The sequence below is a fragment of the Calyptranema fuscum S582 genome (assembly GCF_055793305.1).
Map to the genome: position 1 here is coordinate 12656 of NZ_JBSLYH010000030.1, position 18990 is coordinate 31645.

Below are 18990 nucleotides of genomic sequence, written 5' to 3' on the forward strand. Positions count from 1 at the left end.
TGGGACAAGATGATGTGTTGAAAAGTGGCGCTCCGCGCCACTTTTCAACACATCATCTTGTTTCAGATACCGTTTATGGTGAAAGGAGCAGCGCCCCCTTCACCCCTTTTTAAAAAGTTGAGACGCTGAAACGTAGGAAGTTGATTATCCTTCTGAGGGGGGTGGGGCTGGATCGGGTGGCGGTGGAGCCGCTGGGGGTGGAGCTGGGGCTGGGGGTGGCGGCGGTGGTGCGGGTTCCGGCGGCGGTGGGGGTGGTTCCGGTGGGGGTGGTGGGGCTGCATTTTCGGGTGGTGCAGCAGGTTCGTTATTGCCTGAGCCGCTATTGCCATTGCCCGACCCGTTGGAGTCGTCGTTGTTAGAACGGCTTCTAGGCTCATCCTCATTCGAAGGCGACGGTCTATTCTCTTCAGACCGCTCTTGGGACGAAGATGTCCCACGTTCTTCTTGACGTGAACTCGATGCAGAGGAAGCACTAACACGTCTAGGTCTGATGGGCTGTGCTTCAATGGAGCCTTCCCGACCTTGTAGACGTGGCATATCAGGAAATTCTTCAACCGGCATTCCTTCAACCGCCTGACTCATAAAGTCGTACCACGTCCGAGCCGCGGTGCTACTGGCTCCCCAGGTGGGTCGGCTGTCATCGTTGCCTAGCCAAACTCCTGTTACCACTTGAGGGATATAACCAATAAACCAGAGATCGCGGCGATGTTCGGATGTACCCGTTTTGCCTGCAACTTGTCTGCCACTCAGTCGGGCACGAGTTCCCGTTCCCCCTTGGACAACCCCCTGTAGCATGGAGGTCATAATGGCAGCCGTATCTTCGTCTACGGCACGCTCTGGCTTCGTGTCTGCCTCGTAGATGACTTCGCCGTAGCGGTTGAGGATGCGGACAATGCCGTGGGGTTTCACATGGTTGCCCCGGTTTGCCAACGTCCCATAAGCGCTAGTTATCTCTAGTAGGTTCACTTCTGATGCCCCTAATGCCATAGAGTAGGCGGGAACCAACTCAGATTCGATGCCCATGCGCTTTGCCATATCGATGACGGGTTGAAATCCGACATCAATTAGGGTCTTGACTGCCACAATATTGACTGATGAAACCAATGCATCTCGAATGCTAACAGTACCGCGATAGCCTCGCCCATAGTTTTGGGGTTCATAGCCATCGACAACAAATTTAGCATCGACATAGGTTTTGTTAGGAGAAAATCCTGCTGCGATCGCCGTTGTATAGACAAACGTCTTAAACGTTGAACCGGGCTGGCGTTGCGCCTGCACCACTCGGTTAAATTGACTTTCATTAAAGTCATTTCCACCGACCATTGCCTTAATTTCGCCCGTCCGCGGATCGATGGCAACTATCGCCGCCTGTTTGAAACTTTGACCCGGACCGTATTTTTCGATCGCGTTTCTGATCGTATCTTGAGCCAGTTGCTGCCATTTCAGATTCAACGTCGTTTCGACGGTCAACCCACCAATTTCGAGGTCTTCCGGCGAAATATGCTCTGGCAATTGTTGCTGGATGTAAGACGTAAAGTAAGGGACATCGCTGTATAAATTGCGAGGCTGGCTGGGCTTGAGCGTAATTGCTTCGGCGATCGCCCGATCCATTTCAGCCTGAGTAATGTACCCGACTTCCAACATCCGACTCAATACAATATTGCGCCGTTGGCGAGCCGCTTCCAGATCGACCAATGGCGAATACGCACTGGGGGCAGGTGGCATCCCCGCAATCATCGCCATTTCTGACAGGGTTAATTGATCAACGGGCTTACTGAAATAAATCCAGGCAGCATCTGCTACCCCATATGCCCCCGAACCTAGATACACCAGGTTGAGGTATCGCTCCAATACCTTGTCTTTGCTGAGATCTCGTTCGATTTTTTGGGCGAGCAAGGCTTCCCGCAATTTTCGTTCTAGACTGCGGTCTTGGTCTAAAAACACAATCCGAGCCAGCTGTTGGGTGATCGTACTGGCACCTTCTACCACTTCACCTGCGGTCAGGTTGGCGCGGATTGCCCGGACGATCGCGTAATAGTCAACCCCGTTATGCTCGTAGAACTTTTTATCTTCAGACGCAATAAATGCATCAATTAACTGATCTGGAATTTGATCAAGGTTTAACTTATCGCGTGTGGCTGGCCCCAACTGCTGCAAAATGGTGCCATCAGCAGCTTTGATCGTCAGGGTTCCATCCCGAACATAGGTCAACACTTCTGAGCTATCGGGCAGCTCACTTTCAACCCTATCAATCAGCCCAACCGTTGCAATAGTTCCACCAGCGGCGGCGGCACCAACACTAATAACGACCCAAGCCCACCACTGACGGTAGAGCGGGATCCATTGCGGTGGCTTTGCGGACTGGACGGGTTTTCCCTTTGTTTTGGCAGGTTGTGTCGTCTGTGGCTTGGGTAAAACCGTCTCAGCCCTGGTGGTATCAGAAGCAAGTGGCGACGGCTCTGAGCTAACAACGTCTGCTTTCTCAGAAGCAGGATTAGCCGACCGAGAAGCGTCCAACCCATGCGTTATGGTCTTGAGCTTAGAAAAAAAGTCTGTCACTTCAGCCCCTCACACACAAAAAGCCAAGCCATTGCATACTCCTAGCTTCGGGGTCAATCAGCCCAGATCTGAGATCTGGAATCTATCAACCAGGTTACAAACGTATCCAAAACTAGTGTCATCGTCAGGTCAGGAATAGTGATATTCCTTAATCGTTTCCTATCAAACCATCGGAACGGTCTACACCCTCAGTTGCGGAAATCTCAGTTGCCTGTCGATGAGCTTTGTTATTAACGAGGCGATCGCCTATGATCAATTCTCTCTGATTCTGAGCCTTTAGTAGAAGTCTAGAAACTCTTCCCCCAAAGGGATAGCTCCTCGACCTACTTGAATAGGCTCAGGGTGACAAAAGAATGGGATAACTACAGGTTTATTCAAATCGCGATCGCCGTAAACAAAGTTTTAGCAGATTTAGTTAAATAGCTTAAAACAAAGTAAAGCTTAGCGCACTCTCTCGTCAATTATCATTAGGTTTGCTTATCAATTTGATTCTGATAGTAGATGCCACACTCGCAGCACTTCAGCTACCGTCCATGCCTGGGCAAATGCACCTTTAGGTGTGATCGGTGAATCGCCATCAAAAATTTCGCTGAGATGACCGACACACGCTGCCTGGAGGTGCTGAGCCATAGGGTCTAAAAACGAACGAGCGATCGCGGTATTGTTATACACCCGGAGATGCGCCTGCACAAATGCACCCAACAGCCACCCCCAAACAGTGCCTTGATGGTAAGCACCATCTCGATGTAAGGGGTCACCGCTGTAGACCCCCCGGTACTGTGGGTCTCCTGGATCGAGCGATCGCAACCCATAGGAGGTGAGCAAGACGCGCCCACAGACATCGACGATGGCACGCCGTTGCTCTGGGGCTAGCAATGGAATGGCGTGTTGAATGCCAATGTTGGGAAGAGAGACGGCAAAAATTTGATTGGGTCTAAACGATGGATCATTGCCTGCCGGATCATCTAACACATCATAGCAATAGCCAACGGACGGATTCCAGAATCGATTAAACCCATTGACTGCCTGCTCTGCCATCTGCTTGTAATCGCCATCGGGTTGGTCTAAGAGGCGAGCAAATTGCGCCATAATCACCAGTGCGTTGTACCACAGGGCATTGACTTCGATTGGCTTGCCAATACGAGGGGTAATCACCCAGTCGCCGACTTTCGCATCCATCCAGGTGAGTTGCACATCGGGTTCTCCGGCATAGATGAGACCATCACTGGGGTCAAGCTGGATATTGTAACGAGTGCCGCGACGGTGCCAGTCAATTACCTCTTGCAACGCGGGGAATAGATCGTGAACTAAATCGCGATCGCCAGTAGCCGCGTGATATGCCCGAATGGCTTCGAAATACCAGAGGATCGCATCAACGGTGTTGTAGTGAGGTGTTTCTCCGGCATCGGGAAACAGGTTGGGTAGCATCCCTTGGTCTAAATAGCGAGCAAAGGTGCGCAAAATCGGTCGGGCGATTTCAGGTCGCCCTGTGACCAGGGTCAGACCGGGCAGGCTGATCATCGTGTCGCGCCCCCAATCCCCAAACCAGGGATAGCCAGCAATCACGGTTTTGCCGTCTGGTTCGTCTGCCAACGGACGATCCACAATAAATTGATCGGCAGCAAGTACCAGTTGCTGAATCCAAGCCGGGGCAGTTTCAGCCGTTTGTGGATGGTGCGATCGCCAGTGGTGTAATAGGGCATGTTCGTGCTGACGACGGGTCTCCAGGGAAGATTTGCTATCTAAGTTTGCATCTGCATGGGTGCTGGCAACAACGGTTAGCGATTCACCGGGTTCTAAAACAGCTTCGATCGTAGCCGCATGGAGATGATCTTCGCGATCGCTCAAGCCCCGCTCTCGTTCACACGACAACTCAAAGCCGTAATACCAGTCGCTTACGGCAGAAATTTTGCCCCAGTCAGTTAATAAATAAAACGGGGTGGCGTCTGGAAATGCAGTGATTTGAAGACCTTGCTCAACGGGGTGAATGTCCATATTCCACCCCATGGATTGCGTATTGTTGTGATGATCACGATAATTAACCAGAGCTTTCAGCTTTAACTGCAATGGTAATGTCGCTCGTTTCAGCGTATACGAAACGTAGGTCGTGTTGGCTCCTGGTTGCATCCAGATGCGTTTTTCAAGTAAAGCATCGGCACAAGCAAACGTCCAAACAGGCACCGTGCCTTCTAGGCGAAATTGTTCGATAGTTTGATACCCATAGGGGTCTACAATGTCGTCTGTCCAACGGTTGGCATACAGAGGATAGGCACGTTGGTTATAACGTACCGTTTCATCGAGCTTGGCAAGCATCAAAGTCCGCCCCAAAGGTGGCTTTAGTGCAGCAATGAGTAAGCCGTGATAGCGTCGGGTGAGCAACCCTGAAATCGTGCCACAGGCATACCCTCCGATACCATTGCTGACTAACCACTCTTTTGATTCAGCCGTGTGGAGATTGCCACAAATTTCTCGCCCAAATTCAATAGTCATATTTCTGTTGGATAACACGTGAATGTTGTGGATCACCCATGAAATAAAATCCGGGATATTTTCTAGAAAACGCAGTATTGCCGCGTTTTTAGAAATATAGTGCTACGCGTTCAGAACCAGGAGGGTAATAGTTTGAAAAACGGCACGGAGCAACGGTTTTCAAACTATTACCTGTCCTAAGGCGTGTTTTAAAATTCGCCAGGAGGGTTGTTTTTTCGTGCGCTTCGCGCACGAAAAAACAACTTTTAAAACAGACCCTAACATAATCGCGTAAAGCTATAAATCTTCGATTTTATTCAATCCACAATTCTGCTATTTATACCGGAGGTTTCTGAAACCAGCCTAAACGGCAACTGATGGCAACCTGAGGATCGTGGATTTAATAAAACCGGATTCTTGCGTAGGATGTGTTAGCGCAGCGTAATGCATCGATTCTGGGGCTTGTGATGCGTTACGGCGATCGCCTAACACATCCTACAAAAAACCTTAAGGCAGCTCTCGCAAAACCCGACAGGGATTTCCGACCGCAACCACATTGGCAGGAATATCTTTAGTGACCACACTACCTGCCCCAATGGTCGTATTATCACCAATGGTGACGCCGGGACAGATGATTACTCCGCCCCCTATCCAGACGTTGTTGCCGATGGTAATCGGGGCAGCCAATTCTCGACCTGTGAGCCGCACTGCCGGATCAACTGGGTGATAAGCCGTATAAATTTGCACATAGGGCGCACACATGACATTATCGCCAATCCGCACTTCGTTGCAATCTAAAATTACACCCCCAAAATTCATGTAGAAATTGTCACCGACGTAAATATTGCGCCCATAATCGCAATAAAACGTGGGAACAATTTGCGGATGGGCACCCACCTGCCCCAACAATTCCTGCAAAATGTGTTGCCGTTGCTCAGTTTCTTCTTCGGTTGTGGCATTGTACGTGCGTAAGAGCCGACAGGCAACTTGATGGTCGGCAACCAACTCGGCATCTGATGCCAGATAAAGCTGACCTGCCAGCATTTTTTGCTTTTCTGTTTGCATTGGAACATTCATGCCTAATTTTTTTCAACAGGTCTGCACGGTGTTTCCCTGATCTCTAGCTCAGGCGAGGCTGGTTTTGGGCGTGAATGTGAACAGGAAACCGAAGTTTTCCCACCCAAATTCATACCAGAATTCAGCCATATCTGGCTTAACGGGCGCAGAGAAAAAAAATCTACTTAGGATCGTAGATTGAATAAAACCCCAATTCTTTTTGAGAGAGCGACGGCTCCGCCGTCGCTCTCTCAAAAAGAATTACAGGTTATTTAATTTGTGATCCTTAAGACTTGTTGTACGGACGAACGACCGTTCGCCCCTGCCAACAATTTCAATATAGCGATCCTAAATCCGGTGTGAAAGCGCCCGCCCTTCGGGCGGGCGCTTTCACACCGAATCATTTTCACAGATCAAATAGGATTGCTATATTTGATCTAATTTAATTCATAATCCTTAATTAAAACCCAGGGGATCAGGTTGAGAAATGCAGCGTTGTTGCACGTTCCAACTTCATCAAAAAACTCTAGGGTTTGCTTTAAATGTTTTTCGTGCGCGAAGCGTATGAAAAAACAACTTTTAGCGAGTTTTTAAAACACGCCCCAGGTTGATGCGATTTGAAAGTCTTTGACTTTAATTCTCTAGATGGTTCCAGAAGTCGTCATTATCTTGTTCCTCTGATTTTGTCTCATCTGCTGGAGACGATGAACGATGGTCTAACTCAGTGTTTAATTCTGCTAACCGAGTAAAAAGTTCCTGTAGACGACGAGAAGACTTCCGCATCCCTTTCAGGTCTTTTGCAAGAGCCATATCAAAGCCTGGAGGTGCTTTCTCATTAAATCCTGCGGGATCTATAAATTCTTCGAGACGCGAACCAAGGCGCGATTCCATCAGTAGCCTCCCCTGAAAGCCTTGAATTTCTAAACCAACCAGTGTAGGTCAAATCTTTGAGAACTGCAAAGATTCACCTTGTTCATTCCATCAAGACACACCTTTAAACATAGCGCCAAATCGGCACCATATCATCCGCACGGCTTAATCCTGCCTCACACAGGTAAAGACTTGGCTAAAGTCGTTAAATTTTACGCGGGTTAGGTGACAGGGTTGAGGTCTCAACTGTTATAAATCGTTACAGCGGCAATTCTAATTGATAAAACGCAGTTCCACGGGTTTTAGTAGAGAGGATCTCTTGATGTCACAAGCAACGCTACAACCGCAACCAACCGTTAAACCAATTGTTTTAGTGACTGGAGGCGCAGGCTACATTGGTTCCCACGCCGTCTTAGCACTTCAGCAATCGGGATATCAGCCTCTGGTGCTCGATAACCTGGTTTATGGTCATCGAGATTTGGTAGAAGAGGTGCTAAACGTAGAACTAATTGTCGGTGATACGAGCGATCGCCTGTTATTAGACCAGATTTTTGCGACGCATAACATCGCCGCTGTCATGCACTTTGCCGCATATGCCTATGTGGGCGAGTCGGTTTCTGATCCCGCTAAGTATTATCACAACAATGTAGTTGGCACGCTGACGCTACTAGAGGCGATGCTGGCAGCCCAGGTCAAGACGTTCGTGTTTTCGTCAACCTGTGCCACCTATGGTGTCCCGAAAACAGTGCCGATCCCGGAAGATCACTCCCAGTTTCCGATCAACCCCTATGGCACCACAAAGCTCATGGTCGAACGAATCCTGACGGACTTTACGACGGCTTACGATTTTCGCTCGGTTTACTTTCGCTATTTCAACGCCGCAGGGGCTGATCCACAGGGGCAATTGGGCGAAGACCACAATCCTGAAACCCATTTGATTCCGTTAGTGTTGCAAGCGGCATTGGGCAAACGCGACTCTATTTCTGTTTTTGGAACCGATTACCCCACCCCTGATGGCACCTGCATTCGGGACTATATTCACGTCACCGATCTGGCAAAGGCGCATGTGTTAGGCGTCGATTATTTGCTCAAGGGCGGCAGCACAGACGTCTTTAACCTGGGTAATGGCAGTGGGTTTTCGGTAAAACAGGTGATTGAAGCAGCTCAGCAAGTGACGGGGCAACCCATTAAGGTTGTCGAGTGCGATCGCCGTCCGGGTGATCCACCGGCACTGGTGGGCAGTAGCGATAAAGCCAGACGTATTTTGGGTTGGCACCCTCAATATTCTGATCTCACTCAAATTTTGACTCATGCCTGGAACTGGCATCAAAAACGGCACGGCTAACGCTAGATCGTCACCATGGTCAGGCAGCCGGAATGATAATAGGTGGGAAAGCGCCATTCTGTGCCGCTTTCCCACTAGTATTACAAACACGAAATTTTGCAACATGGGGGTGGGGGCTGCGCCCCCAAGAGGGGGTTTCACCCCCTCCACCCCCTCTAAAACTTTTAAGTGGATGTACGAGTGGTCTATCAATCAAAAATTGACGGTTAAAACGGGTGATGTGCCGCGCGAAGCGCGGCACATCACCCGTCAGAAAATACTTGGCAAAGCACTAGTCTTCAAAGTAGCCATCGGGAATGCCATTGAAGATGATGTAATCGCTAAAGGCATGAATTCCAAACTGCCCATTAATTTCTGCGATCGCCTTTCGCACTGACTTTAACTGAGCAACGCTCATTTGCGGTGGTACTTCATTGGGTTGGTAGGTAGTCATGCGTTTGTAGTCTTTGCCAGGGGTGCGGGTCATTTCTACATGACACCCCATGACATGGCTAATGGGATGGGTTTCTGTAAACGCAATCAATCGCTCAATGCTATCTTGAAATGCCTGCCAATCCTGGATATACAATCGACCTGGATAAAAGATATCCCCTGTCACTAAAATGCCGGTGTAGGTATCGTAGATCGAGACTTCTGCCTCCTCATGTCCTGGACTGCCCATCACCTTGACGATGCGATCGCCCAGATCAAAATCAATGATTTCAGTTGGCCACTGGGTAAATCCATAAAAAGCCTGAGTGGCTTCCAGGCTTAACCCAACAATTTGAATGCCGGGGCGATCGCTAAATTGCGGATCTGCTTTGACGTGATCCTCATGCAAATGGGTATGGGCTACCACCAATTCATACTGCTCTCTGGGATGCTGGAGCAACCATTGGTCAATGATGCGATCGATCGTTGTTCGCAGGGGAAAAAACTCTGGTGATTCTGTTGCTCCTGTATCAATCAACAGGGCACGATCATTACCTAAAAACAAGTACATAAATGGGGCTTCAAAACTCACCGCTTTGTTTTGCCGCAAGATGTAGGTGTGCTCGTTGTAAGCATGAACTTGAATGTCTGGATCGGTATTGTGTTTGGCAGATATCGATCCATGAATCCACTGAACATTCAAACAGCCTGGAGCCAGATGATCCAAATGAAAATCAATCTGCTCTCGAAGGAGATTTGGAGTGGAGGGGGTCATAATCATAGCTGGGGGATAGAGGTAAATGGAGCTACGGGGGTAGTATCTATCGCATGACTTAGAGCCTATCCGAAACATTGATTGTTCGGCAGTCTTAGAAGTGTAGTGATTTTTTGTGGTGCGGGCGTCGCCCGCGCCACAAAAAATCATGACATGAATCCCACCGCCAATTGTTCGAATAGAGGCTTAAGAAGCATCATATCAGCGACTATTCCAGAAATCGTTAGTTATCGATATTGAACCAGGATTTGATCCCGAAATAGATGATGTTTTTGCAAACCCTAACTCAGATTTAAGCCAGTCTTTTGATAAGGTTTGCGATCGCTCTAATTGTCTTGAAAAAATGACATAGGAGTGTTTGGACGAACCTTGTTTTAGTCGGCAGACGATTTCAAATGGAATAGCATTAGCGAACTCTGTGGAAATATATTCTGTGCTTTTAATATCATTATATCGCGAATTTTCGATATTGCAATCCCGATAGTTACTTTTGCAAACTTCTTAGGATCCTTACAAAATTAAAAGCCACAACTTTTTTGGGAGAGTGCGGCGGAGCCGCACTCTCCCAAAAAAGTTAGTCAAATTATTTTTATGAGGATCCTTAGGATCTGCGAGTTGATAAAATCCCAATTTTGTTGTGCCTCGCCACGCTAGAGCAAAACCTCGGTTTTGCTGCATTGCTAGTCCCTGATTTTGGTGTGGACTTGGTGTTCAGGACTACAAACTGTCAATGCTCCAGTGCTTTTACAGAATATTTCTAAATCTATTTTGAAGTTTACATATATTTACGACTGTATCTTAAAGATTCAAAGAAGTTTAATTTGCTAAGTGCAAAACAGAGTGTGTTCAATATGGGTTACCTGGCTATCAGCAGGTCGTAAGTTGTCGTAAGTTGTCGTGAGTGTTCCCTGTGTTCGATTGGTTTTGATTCACGTTGAGTTCAAAACGTTAGTTCAAAACGTTAGTTCAAATTGCTATCCGGCGTTTTGACGCGATCAGCCTCAAGCAAATTAAATCAGTTGGAGAATTCAGGGTATGGACGAATTTCAGCATCTAGCCCAATCCCTCACAGACTCGATGCGGCATGACTATGCCGCTGTTAATGAGCGCAGAAATCCAGTCGCAGGCATCATGACTCGTGCCACCTTTGACCAGTTGGCTTATATTCTTCGGCAATATTCCATTTTCCCTAAAGCGATCGTTTTGTGGATGGAAGTCGCTCAACACCAAGTACTCGAAGCGAAATGGATGGATCTTGCCCATGCTCTGGCAGAAAATGTTGCCGACGAAATGGGCAAATATACAGATGGTATTTCTCACTACACCATTCTGGCAGAGGGCTTAGAGATGGGTTTAGGCATTCCCATCCAATCCGCAAACCCATCAGCAGCGACCGCAAAACTATTGACCACCATGGATACTATTTTTGCTCGGCAACCTGCCTGCGTCTTGGGAGCCATCTATGCGATCGAGGCAACATCCATTCCTGAGCTAACCCTGGTGATGCAAGTGCTGGAATTGGCGGTAGAAGGTGCCCTGCCTGAAAAACTTCACTATTTTTTCGATATGCATCTGAATCAATGGGAACCAAAGCATGAAGCAGAACTTAAAGTAAATATTGCCAAATACATTACCCCGAAAGATTTTGATGCTTTTGAATCAGGATTTAGAGCCGTTATGATGGCGATGGATAATTGGTGGAGTGATTTAGTTGCAGAGGCAATATTCTTTAGGAGTTTGTCTGGGTCTGGTGTCAAGCAACATTCACACCCAACGGTATTGATATCAAACTGTTAGGGTCTGCTTGAAAAGTTATTTTTTCGTGCGCGAAGCGCACGAAAAAATAACCTTCTTAGCGAGTTTTAAAACACGCCCCAGCACAGCAATTGTTAGGACGGCAAGATTGTGAAGGTGATGCGTTGCTGGTAGAAGCAATGCATTTGTCCCCAACGCCAGCAACGCTTTTTGGAGAGGGAAGTGAGATGATGGAAACGGTATTTGAATGTTCGGTAGTCGATGGTAATGAATCAGTTTTGATTAACAAACCGCAAGTAGGTTTATCTGGAGAGTGTTACTTTAGTGATGCTATTTTTACTCAAGAATTGCGATCGCTGTGGTGTAATACGTGGCAGATGGTGGGTCGAGAATCGGATGTGCCCCATCCAGGTGACTATCTGACCTGCACCGTGGGCAATCAGTCCTTATTTGTGATTCGGGATAACACCGGCAAATTGCTTGCTCTGCATAATGTTTGCCCTCATCGCAGTGCCCGCTTGCTGGAAGGGCAGGGTCATTGCGATCAACACATCCGTTGCCCCTATCATGCCTGGCGATTTGATTGGCAGGGCAATCTGCTGGGATTACCGCAAGCACAATCGTTTCCAGGGTTGGACAAAGCTAAGGTACATCTGCTCAATGCTCAAGTCGATACCTGGGGAGGCTTCATTTTTGTCAATCTAGCGACTGAGAGTGAGTCTCTAAAGATCTATTTAGCCGGGTTCTCAGCGTATTTAGAGCAATATGAACAGGATTGGGCAGCGTTGCAGAAAGTCGATCGCTGGGTTTATCAAGAGCCGGTGAATTGGAAATTCCCGATTGAAAATTATTTAGAGTGCTATCATTTGCCGATTGTGCATGGTAAAAGTTTGCCTTGCTTCAATCCTACTGATATCCACCAAACCCCAACAGGGCGACACTTTCAGATTTTTGTTCCGTTCTCAAAACAAGCATCGGTTGATGAAGCATCCGTTTTTGCAGGAGACCCTCACAGTTGGTCTTATCAGGGATTCATCTTCCCAAATTGGATGGTGAATACGGCGAAAGATAAGGTGTCTGTGTTTCGGGTGATGCCGCTAACTCCCACAACGACTCAGTTTGAAGTTTTTATGTATCAAACCCCAGCCCAGATGGCAGCTTTTCCCTATCATGCTGATGATTGTCGCCCGGAGTTTGATCGGTTGCTGCGAGAGGATTTTACTGCCGTGCGATCGCTTCAAGCCAACGTTCATTCCACTGCGTATGGGGTGCTACAACTGGCGGAGATTGAATTGGGTATTGCCCACTTTCATCAAGCCTGGTTTGAGTACATGCTGTAGCTTAGAATCACAAATTAATTAAAACCCGAAGATTTATGTTTGGAAGCGCGGCGGAGCCGCGCTTCCAAACATAAATCTTCGGGTTTATTAAATTCACAATCCTTAGTACCCCTTAAAACTATCGGACTCGGCGATACCGTCAGACTTCCGAGGTTTTCAAAACTTTGGAGGGCTTGGGGAGCGCAGTCATAGTCGCGTAAAGCTATAGTTTCTGCAAGAGAGAATTCCTGTGAAGTTGATGCTGGCAACACCCTAAAGAGTGATAGGGTTGGATTCGAGCGTTGGTGCGATCGCATGGTTCGATGGCTGATCTGTTGGTTGGCTCTGGTTTTGCTATGGCTGCCGCAACCCGCATGGGGGGCGCTGGCTCAAACAGAGCGAATTCCTTTAACCCTGTCCTTATTACAAGAGCGAATTAAATCGCCGATTCAAAGTGATGGCGTGCGAACGCTTGATCTAAAACGTATGGTGATTGATCTGCGGCCTGAAAATGGCGAATTTCGCAATCAGTTTTATCGCTTGGTGCAGGAGCAATTGCGCTCTAAATCAGCATTGGGGCTAGATCTAAGCTATTCCATTATTTTGGGTGATTGGCAGATTAGTGAATTGGGGTTACGTGCTCCCCTCTATGGGCAAACCCTTGCACCGTTGCTATCTGATGCGGAACAAGAACAGTTACAGCGCGATCGCCGCCGCTTGTCGCAACTCAGTCAACTCTCGCGATCGCTGCTGATCCAAACCCAACCTGTAACGCTACAACTGACGTTGTTTCGGGGACCCCTGCATCTAGTGCAAACGCGGTTTGAAGGGTTTAGCAACTTCACCCATGCGTTTTTCTTAGGACAAGTTGATGCTCAGGGGGCTACCTTTGCCCAGGATACCGATTGGTCTGAGTCGCGCTTTAGCCAGACCGTCAACTTTGCAGGAACGAGCTTTCGACGGGAAGCACGATTTCGTAATACGCTTTTCTTTAAAGCAGCCCGATTTAATCAAGCTCAATTTCAAGCCGCAGTCAATTTACAAAGTAGCGAATTTCGAGGCACTGCCAACTTCAGTCAGGCTCTTTTTCAACAAGCTGCCAATCTCAGTCGCATTCATTGGCAAGGCAATGCCGATTTTGCCCAAACCCGCTGGCAAGATCAAGCGATTTTTAACGCCAGTCAGTTTGCCCAATCTTTATTTCTCACCGAAGCTATATTTGAAAAATTAGTGACCTTTCGGCAGGTGCAGTTTGGTCAGCCGCTCAATTTACGGGGAGCCAATATTCTTGACCAGGCAGACTTTGGGGATGCCAGTTTTAGCAAAACTGCCTATTTGAATGTGGCTGGATTGCAATTTAGTGCCGAAAAATCGCGGATTTTGGGCAGTCCGGGGCAACTGGGGCAAGTCCTGTCTGTGCCAACCTTACAGGGCAATGAAACCTTGATTCGCAATCTGGTGCGCAACTTTCGCTTACAAGAACAAATCCCCGATGCGAATCAGCTGGAATATACCCGCGAAAAATTGCGATTTCGGCAACTGCAACAACACCTGACGGGGACTAATTTGAATACGGCATCCATTACGCGCCTGCGGCAGGTGGGTTTTTCTGAAGTGCAGGCACTGGCGATCGCCCAAATTCGGACACAGCAACCCTTTCGTAATCTGACCGATCTGCTGAAGCTGAATGGCGTTGATCTGGCAACGTATGTCAAAGTCAAAGATGCCGTTTTTGCCCAAACATCCTTGTCTACATCCGCCTGGTTGGGGGATGGTTTGCACTGGCTGAGTTTATCGCTATTGCTATCGTTAAGCCGCTATGGCACCAGTTTTGGGCTGGTATTTGGGGTGGGGTTGGTGGCGATCGCCTACTTTGGCGTCGTGTTTTGGCTGATCGATCGGTTTCGGCGGCTGCATCCCCAACCGATTATTCCGAAACCGGACGAAATGGTCTGGATGCTGGTGGGGTCTGGGTTATTGGCACTCTCGGGCATCTCTGCAATCTTTCGGACTGCCGAAAATCCCTGGTTGACGCTGATCTGTTTGGGGTTGGTAACGGTGCCGTTGCCTGCGATTTTGTTGGGGCGACTCTATCAACAAGGGCGGTATCACGACCTAATGAATGTCAGCTATTTTGTCGAAGACAGCAGTATGCGGCAGTTGCGCCTGTTGATTGGTCGATTGCCCAATATTCCTGGATTTCCGTTTTTTCGCGATCGCTACACCCCGATTTTGTGGGATCGGCGCTGGAGTTGGCTCAACTACCTCGACTTTAGTCTCAACAATTTGTTCAAGTTTGGTTTCAATGACATTCGCCTGCGAGACGAACACATCCCCGGACTGATCACCGCCCTTGCCTGGTATCAATGGAGTTTGGGGTTGTTATATCTGGCGCTGCTGTTGTGGACTCTATCGCGTACGATTCCGGGACTCAATCTATTAATTTATTTCAAGTAAGGAATTTGCGGTTGAACAACGTCCTTGTTTTGCTGGGGTGACAACGGTACGTTAGACCTCGGAGGTTTGAAACCTCCGAGGTCTTGGGGAGGGCATAGACCTAAGCACTAAATCTAAAACCCTGCGTCACAGCTTGATGCTGATAGATTTTGCCCTACCCTAATTGCGTCAGGCTATAGAGTTTGCCCACACCTAAAAGCAAATTCGGTAAGCTTAGAAATATAGCAATTCTCAAGTGCGTAACGCATAAGTTGTTGTGTGAGAGCCGCGCTCCGCGCGGCTCTCACACAACACTCGTGATCTATTCAAGCGTGAAGCGCGGTATAGTTGCTTTCCTAGCTGCCCATTCGGGGTGGAACTTACACCGTAACCCCTCTGTTTGGAAGCCATAGGCTGTGAGGGCAACTTAAACGTGACTGTCCGGATCAGCGTTTAGAGACGTCGTAGTGAATGCGTAATATCACCCATTGAATCTGTTGCATGGCGGTGAGGTCGTAAGGAGGACACGTCATGATGTCAGAAACTTTGACACAAGGGTTGCAAGCCGCAACCGCCGATTTGCGTCAGGTAAATCCTGGGATAGGTCTTTTTCGGTTTTGCAGCCTGGGGACGATTTTCCTCAGCCTCGTGGCGATCGCCTGGTCAAGTCATTCGATGCCAGTTTTTATCGGCATAACCGCGATCGCAGGTGTTTTTTATGCATTCTGGCTGATCTGCACCCATGATATGGTGCATTTCACCTTGACCGGATGGGCATGGTTTGAAACCGTGATGCCTCGACTGATCAGTTGGATGATGTTGTGGCCCTTTGGGTTGTATACCGAAGTTCATCGCTTACATCATGGCTGGAATGGCGTCGATCTGCGCGATCCAGAACGGCTGCAATGGACAATGGCAGACTATCAACAGGCATACCCGCTGCTGCGCTGGTATGTACGGCATCAGTGGATTGTTGATATTTTTCTGCTGGGAGGAATCGGGCTGATTCTTAAAACGTTTTACCAGGCGTTGCGCTTTCAGGCACTTGTGCCTCGCATCCGCTGGCAATTGTGGCTGGATGTGTTTGGGATGCTGGTGATCCAGGGTATCCTGGTGGCGATCGCCCTTCAGTTTGGTGAAATTGTACGGTATTTGCTGTTTTGGTTGGTGTTAGAACGCGTCATTGGCATGATTGCCCAAACCCGCGACCATCTAGAACACTACGCCCTATGGGGCAAAGCCAAAGGCGGCTACCAACTGACCCAACTCTATGCCTGTCGCAATCTCAAAACCAGTCCGCTGGTCGGTTGGCTCATGGGTGGGCTGAATTATCATGCCATTCACCATGCTTTTCCTGATATTCCGTTTAACCGTTTACCAGAAGCGTTTGAGCGAATTCAAGCTGTGTTACAAACCCACCACTTACCGCCAATGACATTGGGCAACGGGTATTTGCAAGAAACGGCTTATTACAGCCTTCATCCTTCGGTAATTGGAGACCCTGATTCGGAGGATGTCACGGGACGCGATCGCATGATCTCGATCTAATCATTAACCTGTCTATAGCAATCTGAAATGGTTTGTGAAAGTTGGGGCGGGCGAAGCCCGCCCCAACTTTCACAAACCATTTCACGAATCAAATAGGATCGCTATATAGGGCAGATGATGGCTGAGAGCCTCGCTTCGCGAGGCTCTCAGCCATCATCTGCCCTGTTTGGTTTTCAACAATGTATAAGTTATGGTGGGACAGATGTTTGTTGCAACACTATGAAGGGTCATTTTCGCAGCGTATTCTCCACCCTTGTTATGTCAGCCCTTGTTGGTTTTGGGGTTTCTATCCAGGTTGCGATCGCCCAAAGCCCGAGTCTACCACCCCCGTTGTCTGATTCAGAACGACAAGAGCTGGAGAGATTACGCCAAGAAAAACACATGCAAGAGTTGATCCAGGAAAGCTTGCGTAATGATGCCGGTATTCGCAAATTAGTTGCAGATGAAGTCGATCATGCCTTTGACTTCAATACCAATTTACTCAATGTGTTGATTACCGTCTTAACGCTAATGCCGATTTTTGTAGCATTAGCACTGATCTTGATGCGCCGCAGTGTGATCAATCAAGTTGCCGCCGAGGTCAGAACTCAACTACAGGATGAAGTAGAGAAGCAGCTATCAGAAGAAGTGCGCCACAGTGTGGTCGATAAACTGGTTTCTGAGACGATTCGCCGATTGCAAACTGATTTGGCGAAGCAATCCAGTCAAACCGTTTTAGAAATCAGACAACACATTGAACAATTGCAAAGCCAATTTGAAACCAAGCTAGCTGCACTACAACTTCAAACCGCTGAAGCGTTAGAACGGCAAGCTGAAAAAGCACAGCTGATTGAAGCCATCGACGAGTTGACCCCTTCCCCGGCACAAGAAGATTCTGTTTCATCCGATATTCAACGCCGGATTCAAGAACTCACCGAGCAACTGGAGCTGCTTAAGTCGGCTACCCCTCATCTGTTATTAACAGCCAGTGATTATTTTAAGCAAGGTGAAGCCTTTTATTTTGAAGGTCGTTACGAAGATGCCTTGCGTTCTTACGACGAAGCCATTCGCCTCAAACCCGATGATTCCACCACCTGGATCAATCGTGCCATTACCCTACGACGCATCGAACGGTTTGAAGAAGCGATCGCCTCTCATGACCGAGCTATCGAACTTGCACCAGACTATCCAAGGGTTTGGTATAGCAAGGGGTATACCCTCAGACGTTGCCAGCGGTATGCCGAAGCGATCGCCTGTTATGACCGTTCCATTGAGCTAGACCCCTGCGCCTATCGCAGCTGGGATAATCGTGGGAGTGCGTTTAAAGAAATGGGAGACTATGAAGCGGCGATCGACTCTTACGATCGTGCCATTCAGATTCAACCCACGTATGCCAATGTCTGGAACCATAAAGCCCGCTGTTATGCGCTGTGGGGAAAATTTAGTTTAGCGATCGACTGTCTCAAAAAATCAATTGAACTGAAACCCGATTATCAAACTTGCGCTTTAACCGAAACAGACTTTGACAGCCTTCGAGAAACGGAACTATTTCAAGAGCTAATCTTCAATTCACAGGCTAACTCATGACTTATAGCGTTGCTCACTTGGGTTAGGACGGGGTGCAGGGGTAAAACCCCTGCGTGGGGCGCCGCCCCACACCCCAACATCCTAACGTGACTATGTAAGGCTAAATAATTAATTAAGGAATCGAAAGTTATTAAGCGTTGCTGAATACAGAGATGAGCTGTGGCGATGCTAATAGTCCCCTAAATCCCCTAAATCCCCGATCCTAAGGATCAGGGATTTAGTAAAATTGAAGATCTATGTTTGGAAGCGCGGCGGAGCCGCGCTTCCAAACATAAACGTCCGGGGTTTAATTAATTTGTAATCCTAAGACACCATAGGTTCGGGGAACCTACTCGTTTGAGCAGCATTAGAAGGTACTAACGTCCAGCCTGCCTGTCTCAGCTTTTGATAAGTTGCCCAGCCTTTAGAACCCCCCGGCACTTTATAATCAGGAACGGCGTAGGGGCTAGAATTATAAGCTCTCCACGGCTCATGGGAGGCAAGGCGCAAGTGTAAAACTTTTTCGCCACTAGAGCCAAGCCTGGGTAGCCAACACATTTCTTTTTGCATGGGATGTCCCTCCCTTGATCGGGAAATCAGATAACTGTGAGCGATCGCCACTTCTCCGACTCATCTTTTCCGACTGATGTGGAAGAGGACGATTTAAAAACTAGTGTTGCAACGACTAAAGCTTGCAATGTGGGAGGTGGAGGCACTGCCTCACGCAGGGATTTTGCCCCTGCATCCCAGTGCAAAATTTTGGGTTGAGTCCACTAGCTAGTTTTAAACAACTTATTCAAAAACGAACGGATAGGATGTTTTATCTATTGGTTTGAGCACTCTGCACGGCAAAGCTCTCAAAACTCGTTATGCGTACATATTGGCAAACTCTAATAGATTTC

Annotated in this window: 12 protein-coding genes; 6 read left to right on the forward strand and 6 right to left on the reverse strand. The window is 48.1% G+C overall.

Annotated elements, in window-relative coordinates:
• Positions 1–144: 144 nt before the first annotated feature.
• The 4 genes from ACR6Z4_RS19445 to ACR6Z4_RS19460 all read right to left on the reverse strand — a co-directional run bounded on the left by ACR6Z4_RS19445 (position 145) and on the right by ACR6Z4_RS19460 (position 6894).
• Positions 145–2559 carry a transglycosylase domain-containing protein gene (locus ACR6Z4_RS19445; protein ID WP_479718973.1) on the reverse strand — a complete coding sequence of 805 codons (2415 nt, stop codon included), beginning with the start codon at positions 2557–2559 and terminating at the stop codon, positions 145–147.
• 480 nt (positions 2560–3039) lie between these two features.
• Complete coding sequence (locus tag ACR6Z4_RS19450; RefSeq protein WP_479718974.1) at positions 3040–5049, reverse strand: amylo-alpha-1,6-glucosidase; 2010 nt, start codon at positions 5047–5049, stop codon at positions 3040–3042.
• A gap of 486 nt (positions 5050–5535) precedes the next feature.
• Positions 5536–6105 (reverse strand): sugar O-acetyltransferase, encoded by a 570-nt coding sequence (locus ACR6Z4_RS19455; RefSeq protein ID WP_479718975.1) that lies wholly within the window; start codon positions 6103–6105, stop codon positions 5536–5538.
• A 612-nt stretch (positions 6106–6717) separates the two neighbouring features.
• The gene (locus ACR6Z4_RS19460; protein WP_479718976.1) at positions 6718–6894 is read right to left on the reverse strand and encodes a hypothetical protein; all 177 of its coding nucleotides are present in this window, start codon (positions 6892–6894) and stop codon (positions 6718–6720) included.
• Between the two features lie 382 nt (positions 6895–7276).
• On the opposite strand from ACR6Z4_RS19460, the gene galE reads away from it, so the two are divergent.
• Positions 7277–8299, forward strand: coding sequence for a UDP-glucose 4-epimerase GalE (gene galE, locus ACR6Z4_RS19465; RefSeq protein WP_479718977.1), 1023 nt, complete (start codon positions 7277–7279; stop codon positions 8297–8299).
• Between the two features lie 271 nt (positions 8300–8570).
• On the opposite strand, the gene ACR6Z4_RS19470 is transcribed toward galE, so the two are convergent.
• Positions 8571–9485 (reverse strand): MBL fold metallo-hydrolase, encoded by a 915-nt coding sequence (locus tag ACR6Z4_RS19470; RefSeq protein ID WP_479718978.1) that lies wholly within the window; start codon positions 9483–9485, stop codon positions 8571–8573.
• Positions 9486–10520: 1035 nt separating this feature from the next.
• Here ACR6Z4_RS19470 and ACR6Z4_RS19475 point away from each other — a divergent pair.
• From ACR6Z4_RS19475 to ACR6Z4_RS19495, 5 genes are all read left to right on the forward strand, one after another.
• A complete protein-coding gene (locus tag ACR6Z4_RS19475; protein WP_479718979.1) occupies positions 10521–11282 on the forward strand; it encodes a DUF3865 domain-containing protein in 762 nt (253 codons plus the stop codon).
• Positions 11283–11467: 185 nt separating this feature from the next.
• A complete protein-coding gene (locus ACR6Z4_RS19480) occupies positions 11468–12580 on the forward strand; it encodes an aromatic ring-hydroxylating oxygenase subunit alpha (protein WP_479718980.1) in 1113 nt (370 codons plus the stop codon).
• A gap of 294 nt (positions 12581–12874) precedes the next feature.
• Positions 12875–15016 carry a pentapeptide repeat-containing protein gene (locus ACR6Z4_RS19485; RefSeq protein WP_479718981.1) on the forward strand — a complete coding sequence of 714 codons (2142 nt, stop codon included), beginning with the start codon at positions 12875–12877 and terminating at the stop codon, positions 15014–15016.
• Between the two features lie 510 nt (positions 15017–15526).
• Positions 15527–16543: a fatty acid desaturase family protein gene (locus tag ACR6Z4_RS19490; RefSeq protein ID WP_479718982.1), complete on the forward strand. Its 1017-nt coding sequence runs from the start codon at positions 15527–15529 to the stop codon at positions 16541–16543.
• 258 nt (positions 16544–16801) lie between these two features.
• Entirely contained in the window at positions 16802–18109 is a 1308-nt protein-coding gene (locus ACR6Z4_RS19495; RefSeq protein ID WP_479718983.1) for a tetratricopeptide repeat protein, read from the forward strand.
• Between the two features lie 303 nt (positions 18110–18412).
• On the opposite strand, the gene ACR6Z4_RS19500 is transcribed toward ACR6Z4_RS19495, so the two are convergent.
• Positions 18413–18658: a hypothetical protein gene (locus tag ACR6Z4_RS19500; protein ID WP_479718984.1), complete on the reverse strand. Its 246-nt coding sequence runs from the start codon at positions 18656–18658 to the stop codon at positions 18413–18415.
• Between the last annotated feature and the right edge of the window lie 332 nt (positions 18659–18990).

Excerpts from the sequence above, each read along its gene's own strand:
- ACR6Z4_RS19490 (WP_479718982.1), top strand. The coding sequence starts at position 15,527 with ATGATGTCAGAAACTTTGACACAAGGGTTGCAAGCCGCAACCGCCGAT.
- ACR6Z4_RS19460 (WP_479718976.1), bottom strand. The coding sequence starts at position 6,894 with ATGGCTCTTGCAAAAGACCTGAAAGGGATGCGGAAGTCTTCTCGTCGT.
- ACR6Z4_RS19495 (WP_479718983.1), top strand. The coding sequence starts at position 16,802 with ATGTCAGCCCTTGTTGGTTTTGGGGTTTCTATCCAGGTTGCGATCGCC.
- ACR6Z4_RS19450 (WP_479718974.1), bottom strand. The coding sequence starts at position 5,049 with ATGACTATTGAATTTGGGCGAGAAATTTGTGGCAATCTCCACACGGCT.
- ACR6Z4_RS19480 (WP_479718980.1), top strand. The coding sequence starts at position 11,468 with ATGATGGAAACGGTATTTGAATGTTCGGTAGTCGATGGTAATGAATCA.
- galE (WP_479718977.1), top strand. The coding sequence starts at position 7,277 with ATGTCACAAGCAACGCTACAACCGCAACCAACCGTTAAACCAATTGTT.
- ACR6Z4_RS19470 (WP_479718978.1), bottom strand. The coding sequence starts at position 9,485 with ATGACCCCCTCCACTCCAAATCTCCTTCGAGAGCAGATTGATTTTCAT.
- ACR6Z4_RS19455 (WP_479718975.1), bottom strand. The coding sequence starts at position 6,105 with ATGAATGTTCCAATGCAAACAGAAAAGCAAAAAATGCTGGCAGGTCAG.
- ACR6Z4_RS19475 (WP_479718979.1), top strand. The coding sequence starts at position 10,521 with ATGGACGAATTTCAGCATCTAGCCCAATCCCTCACAGACTCGATGCGG.
- ACR6Z4_RS19485 (WP_479718981.1), top strand. The coding sequence starts at position 12,875 with ATGGTTCGATGGCTGATCTGTTGGTTGGCTCTGGTTTTGCTATGGCTG.
- ACR6Z4_RS19500 (WP_479718984.1), bottom strand. The coding sequence starts at position 18,658 with ATGCAAAAAGAAATGTGTTGGCTACCCAGGCTTGGCTCTAGTGGCGAA.